Origin of the sequence: Cupriavidus phytohabitans (genome assembly GCF_017815025.1) — a bacterium.
Lineage (GTDB): Bacteria > Pseudomonadota > Gammaproteobacteria > Burkholderiales > Burkholderiaceae > Cupriavidus.
Map to the genome: position 1 here is coordinate 1 of NZ_JAGIQB010000115.1, position 6,420 is coordinate 6,420.

At 63.1% G+C, this 6,420-nt stretch carries 3 protein-coding genes and 1 pseudogene; 3 read left to right on the forward strand and 1 reads right to left on the reverse strand.

Features of this window, described 5'->3' with window-relative positions:
• Nucleotides 1-310 precede the first annotated feature (310 nt).
• On the reverse strand, nt 311-4,705 hold the full coding sequence (gene hyoA, locus J8I34_RS32875) for an NACHT domain-containing antiphage protein HyoA (protein ID WP_500784448.1): 4,395 nt from the start codon (nt 4,703-4,705) through the stop codon (nt 311-313).
• Between the two features lie 250 nt (nt 4,706-4,955).
• Here hyoA and J8I34_RS32880 point away from each other — a divergent pair.
• The 3 genes and pseudogenes from J8I34_RS32880 to J8I34_RS32890 form a co-directional block, all read left to right on the forward strand.
• Nucleotides 4,956-5,354, forward strand: a pseudogene (locus tag J8I34_RS32880) (IS110 family RNA-guided transposase); the annotation flags it as partial.
• A 503-nt stretch (nt 5,355-5,857) separates the two neighbouring features.
• Nucleotides 5,858-6,088: a hypothetical protein gene (locus J8I34_RS32885; RefSeq protein ID WP_305826466.1), complete on the forward strand. Its 231-nt coding sequence runs from the start codon at nt 5,858-5,860 to the stop codon at nt 6,086-6,088.
• The gene (locus J8I34_RS32890; protein ID WP_209808393.1) at nt 6,072-6,302 is read left to right on the forward strand and encodes an H-NS histone family protein; all 231 of its coding nucleotides are present in this window, start codon (nt 6,072-6,074) and stop codon (nt 6,300-6,302) included. Before J8I34_RS32885 ends, J8I34_RS32890 begins: the two co-directional genes overlap by 17 nt.
• The last annotated feature ends 118 nt before the right edge of the window (nt 6,303-6,420 follow it).

Genomic DNA, 6,420 nt, shown 5'->3' on the forward strand with positions numbered 1-6,420 from the left:
CACCTGCTTGAACAACGCCTCCTGCGCTCTGCTTGAACAGGGTGCCGCCGTTCGCCCCGGGTTATTGAGCAGTTACCTAATCCCACTAATCCCGTCGCCGCTCGGCCGTCTAGAAACCGGAATTAGCCGGACTCCCGTGACGACGAGCGCGAATTAGTCGGACTGCCGTGCAAGCGATTGTTATGCACCTTTGCTTGGCTTTCATCCCCAGCTGAGCCTGTGGCTTGGCCAAGGAGAATCCAACGGCACATGGAGAAGCGCAAGCCGAGCCTAGATGCTTGGGGTGGTCGCGACAGTGCCCCTAAGCTGGTCACATGCCGGACTTCCGCGCCCGAGTCGTCTTGGCGGCCGCACTGCTGCCTTTGGCCGTTTTCGCGGCTGCCTTAGTCTGGGCCGTCTGCTTCGAGGCTTTTGCTTCACGAGATTCTTTCGGCAGCCGGGGCGTTAGGTCCAGCACGCGCGCCATGACCCGCGCTTCGCCGCCAAGCCGTTGCTGCGCAAGCTGCGCCGCATCGGTCAGCATCGCTTGAAGCCGGTGCCGGTCCATGGGCTCACCGGTGTCCGGGTGGTACCACCGTTTTGCCGGGTCGGCCACGGTTACCAACAAGCAGCCCGTCTTCGCGTTGCGGGCATACATGTACTTCCTGACCAACTGCGTCTCGATCGTATCCCGCAGTTCCTTCCCGGTTCTAGGCTTCTCGCCAATCTTCAGCTCGATTGTTGCCTGGTACCGCGACAGCGCACGGAACCGGATGTCCGTCTCCTTGCCATCCACGGTGACGCCTTCCTGGTCGACGGTGTAGGCCCCCTTTGACATCATTTCGAGCTCGTGCGCAATGGCGGGGCGGAGCGTGTTCTCATCGGTCACCTTGGCCCAGGCGGCTTTGGGACTTGCGTCGATGCCCATCAGGTCCTGCAGATCGTCCAGCCTGTCATTGAGCAGGTGCGCCATGTCGGTGGTGGTCATCGGCGCGAGTTCATTGCCCTGGAAGAGTCGCGCGAGCTCCTCCATTGAGATCACACTGGCATCGGTCTCTTCCGCCAGGCGCTCATGCGCCAGCGCAGCGATGCGGTCCTTGGCGTGGGCAAACTGTGGATCGGTGGACATTGCCAGCTTCGCCCGATACGCCTGCGCACCAGTTGCCTGGATCAGCGCGTCGAACACCTGCCGTCGCCCGGTCTCGGCGTTGTCTCGGGGACCCGGTGAGTAGGCATCCTCATGCTGTTCATCTGCTGCCCGAACGACATGCCGGTTGAACTCTTGATTCAGACGCAGCAACGTCTCCGGCGCCAGCGCCGCGCTCCATTTGGGCCCTCCTTCGACGCGCCGCTCGCTAAACAGACTGCCGATGGCTGTCACGGCAACGCCCCTGCGTTCGACTGGCAGGACGCTGAGCGCGCGCAAAAGCAGGGCGGCGCCCCGCAGTAGATTCAGTCGCATCAGCACAGGCAGCCAGAAGAACAAAAACGGCCCATGCTTCGACGCAACGACCTCGCGCGTGGCCAGTTCCATCAGCCAGCGCTTCGTCTCCGAGCTGCCATGGACCAGCAGCACACGCACAACTTGATCCAGCTTTGCTTCCGCCACCGGATTGTGACGGCCGCGCATCAGCTTCTTGCCAGGGCCGCGAAGCCACAGGACCAAGCGGCGTTCCAACACCCGGGCGATCTCGATCCGGCCGTATCGCAAGCTCTGCAGCAACATCGAGTGCCAGCCGCCGTCGCCGCCCTTCCCCTTGAGCTCACTTTCAATTTCGTCGCCAAGCACTTGTTCGACGACCTGAGGGTGGCCATCCGCCAGCGCCGCGAGCCAATCGGGCAGGCCATTCAGTTCCACCAGCGCGTACCGAACGGCCAGATCAGCCTCGGCGGCGCTGACAGAGCGCGTCCAACGGGGATCCTCTGCTTCGGCGTACAGCCCCATCAGTCCATACGTCCAGACCACAAGATAGGTGTTCTTCTCCTTGCGCTCGGACGGGAGCGTCGGCTTCATGTTCCGCCAGTACGCCATCAAGCTTCTGCGAATGGCTTCAGTCACCGGGCCTGTGAAGCATTTCTCAAGGAAATCGCGATCCCAGCGCACCCTGTCGCCGCGCGACCGCTTGCTCAACACCCTCGACAGATTCCAGAGCGTGCCGTTGACACGGCCGGGTGCCAGCGCCAGCGCCGGCCGTTCGGCTAGCTCCTTCCAGAAGGCGGTCCATTCCACCCGGTAGTCGGCCTGCTTGAGGGCATGACGTTCAGCGCGCTTACGCTCTTGCTCTTGTGCCTCAAGCACTTGACGCGTCGGCACGCTTCCCTGGATGAGCTCTTCCAGTTCTGCCGTGAGTGCGGGTGAATCCTTCACGGCTTCGCGTACTGGCTCCATCTCTGCCGACAGGTCGGTCCGCGCCAAGTGGGTTGTCATGCGGAGCAGCAGCGACCGTCGCGCCTTGTCGGTGGCGATATTGGCTAGGTCGCGAAGCACCCAGGGTCCGTCCTTTTCCATGCTGTACTGCAGCGGCCCCTGAAACATCAGGCGAGCAAGCACAACCTGGGGTGATCGTCGCGGCTCAAGGCGGGCGACGCACGCCAAGTCGGCTTCGAAGACGGCCCGGCGCTCCTGCGCCGGCAAATCGCCTATCAACTCCGCCAGTTTGCGCTTGCGATCGTTGTCCAACGACGAATAGCCGGCCGCCCTGAAGCCCAGTACCGCCGCGTCGATCAGGTCGGGCGTTCGACTTCCATCCTGCAGGAGGCGCGTGCTCAGGCCGCGCAGGATGTAGGACGCTTGCAGCCGCCCCTTGCGATCGTTGAGGCTGTCCTCATCCTTGTCCACGACGACCGAGCTGCGGGTCAGCGCAAGCACCCCGGGCAGCAATGCTTCCAGCCTCTCGCGACTGACAGGAACGCGCTCAAGCATGGCCGCCATGCCGCTTGGGAAGAAGTCGCCCCGCCTCGACGCGCGCGGGATGGCGGCCAGCAGCCGAACGAGCTGATCGTCCGTCACGTTCTTCGGGTAGAAATTCTGAGCGACCCACCGGCCAATGCGATGGCCCCAACCGGGCTGGGATGACGCCACGGCTTCAACTAACGCATCGATGCGGTAGTCGTCCAGCTCAACCAGCGCTCTCAAGGCCTCAAATCGCTCCCGGTCCTCGCCAGCCTCTTTCTCGGCGACCGACATCGCCAGATCGGAGCACTGCTTGTATCGACCTACGGCGATCAGCTGCAAGAGGATCTGGCGGACCTCCGGGTTCTCAATGCGGGCCGACCAAGCCTCCAGGATGACCTGGTGCAGCGGCTGGCGGGCAAGCCGTTCGAGCTGAAGGCTTGGAATCTCCAGGCCATGCCATTTCCCCGCGCCGTGCCGCTGGACGTACGCCCGCAGCGCTTGGGCGCACTGATCCTCACTGAGTGACTCGGGATCACCGTACAGCAACAGGGTGCTCGGTTCGACCTTCAACACCGTGTCGAAAAACTCCGGACGCATCATGGCGAGCCACGCAGCCACGGGCCGCATGGACGGCTTCGGCAGCAACACCTGGGTATCAGAGAGGCTGAACAGCATCCGCTTGGCTGCCGAAACAGCAAGCGCGCCGGAGCCGACCAGGTGATCGATCTCGGCGGAGGCCAAGAACTCCAGCACGGACCGGTGATGAAAGCGGACCCGACCATAGCCGCCCTCCGCGAATATAGGCCGCTGCAGCAGCGTCTCGATCTCGCTGGACGTGAAGTCTGAGAGCAGATCATCTGGAACCAGCGGCGCGTCGCCCGAGCCTTCAACATCGGCGCCGGCGCTGTGCCGAATCGTGAGGCGACGACTGAGGATGGCCGCGAGCGCCAACCTCTGGACGCCGGTGCGCGCCTGGTCCAACGTCAGTTCAGCCGGCTCTTTTCGCTTGCGGCGCGCGCGTAGCCTCGCCTCGACATGACTCTTTAACTGCTCATAGTGCGAGCGGATCTTGCCGTGATCCCGCCAGCTGTCGCACAGCTCGATCAGGTCCTGGGGGCGGCGCGCGAAGTCCTCCGCGTGCCGGGCACGAATCTCCTCAAGCAGCTTCTCGGGGTTCTTAACGCCTTGGCCTCGTGCAAACTCGGCGATCTCCTCGTCGGAAAACGGCAGCAGCGTCACTTCCCGGAAAGGCGGGGATCGATCCTTGTCGGCGTCGGTCGGCCCTTCAAGCGCTGTCCGGACGAACGATTCGCCGTGCGCTTCATCGATCGCGATCTTCGGCACCGGCAGCACGTCCGCGAAGGCCCGCCGGTCAATGTCAACGGGGCGCGAGGTCACGACCATCGTTGCCCGACCCAGCGCCCCTTCCAGATCCTCGTGCACGCGCTTGAGCGCATTGCGAAAGTCCCCGTGCACCAACTGCAGCTCGTCAATAGAGTCGAAGAAGAAGTAACCGATCTGGGACGAAGAAGCCCGCCAGTCGTCGAATCGTTTCTTGAACTGCTCGCCATTGAGCGCCGATCGAATACCGCGGGCGGCCACCGTTTCGAGCCGCAGGAAGAAGGCGGCCTCACCGCGCTTGAAGAGGTCCTCGGCCCGCGCTTCGCATTCATGCGTCTTGCCTGCCCCCGCCTCTGCGACCAACAGGACGCGCTGGGACTCCAGCAGCGTGGACCATTCAATGGTTTGGCCGAGGTAGACATTTCCGTGGATGTTGATGGACGTTTCAGATGCGGCGGCTGTGGCGTTCACTCCAAATCTTCGTTTCATAGCCTCAGTTTTTCAGTATTCCCATACTGGCTCGTTGCGCCTGCTGCAACCACCGCGGGACGCTCCTCAGCCAGCCTGTCAGTTAGCTCGCTGCGGGTTCCTTGCACGACGAAGCCATAGGACGCGCATGCATTCTTGAGGGCAGCTTTCTGGCGAGCGATTCACAGGCGTAGTTGACTGCTCTCGCTGCGAAACAGGCATTCAATTGTACCTGCCGAACTTCCGCTCTTGGCCGGTTGCCGACGCTGAACGCAGCAAACGCCTCATGCAATTGCGCGGGATCGGTCCGACTACGGCCAGTGCCCTGTCCGCCAGCATTGGTGCCGGACACGACTTCAGAAATGGCCGCCAGGTTGCTGCGTGGTTAGGACTGACGCCAGGCCAGCACAGCAGTGGCGGCAAACAACGGCTGGGCAGCATCACCAGAGCTGGAGACGCTTATTTGCGCACGCTGCTGGTGCTCGGCGCCCGTGCGGTGATGGCAAACCTGGGCGACAAACAGGATCGATATAGCCGATGGGTCAGGGACATAATAGAGCGCCGGGGTTACTGGCGAGCGGCCATCGCCATTGCAGCCAAGAACGCAAGGATGGCGTGGGCGATGTTGAAATATGGCGAAGCCTTCAAACATGGACCGGCGCTTGCATAAGTCAAATAACGCGATCAATCAGCCTTCGGAGAGGAGCTCGACCACTTTGCACTGCCAGCGTTGATGTGAAGCGGGTTGGACCCGCGCGAGGCGTACCTGGGAAAAGTCAGGGGACACTAAGCCCGATCATCGAACGAGGCCCTCGCGCGCGTCTTACATCAGGGTCCGGGCCAGCGGCCCACTATGACCGCTTGTAGTACTGCAGTCCTTCACCTGCTCACATAACTTGGCACGGCAAGTCGACACACAACAGAATCTCATTGGCGCCTTGCGCCAACGGAGAAGCCCTTGTAGTACTTTTGGCGCGAAATCTGGCGCTTGCAAGCCAGAAATGCCCTTTGCGGATTTCCCCTTGCCCAGGAGCGAGCCGAGGCCAGCGAGCCATGAAGCCGGCGACGCGGCGGTGGCGCAGTACGAGGCCCGGGCCCGGCTCGAGACCCAAGTCGCGGCGCTCACCGAGCAACTCACCACGCGGCACGCGGCCGCTGACGCCGCGGCGGAAAGTGGCAACCGACCTGGCCAACGTGCAGGCGGAACTGACCGCAGCGCAGCGCCGGGCCGAGCGCGCCGAAGCCGAAGCGGCGCTGGCGCGCCAGCTGCGGGCAGAATACGGCTGGCGCCGCGCGAGCGGGAGGGGCGCCGAGCGACGGCGGCGCAAGGCCGGCGGCCCGGCGCCGACGGAGAACAAGGCCTCAGGCGAAAGCCGCGACAACCACCATGACAGTAAAAACTGAGGACCAGATGGCCGACTACGACATGATCGTGGAGGAGCTCGAAGCGGCAGGGTGCTTTGATCCGCCGCCGGCACCCCACCCGGGCCCGCCGCCGGTGGTCTGCTACCGCAACGCCGCGGGACAGCGCTGGGACGGGACCGGCGAGATGGATGCCCGACTGGCTGCGCGCGCGGTCAATGCTGGGCAGAGTAAGGAGTTTTACCGTATCGGATAGTCCTCCTGGTAATCATCAAGGTCTTCCCCTGGCCTCTAGCATTAGCAGGCTGCTGAAATACCGGCAGTGGACGTCAGCGCGACGACTTGCTGAATCGTTAATCTGAGGACTCCTTACA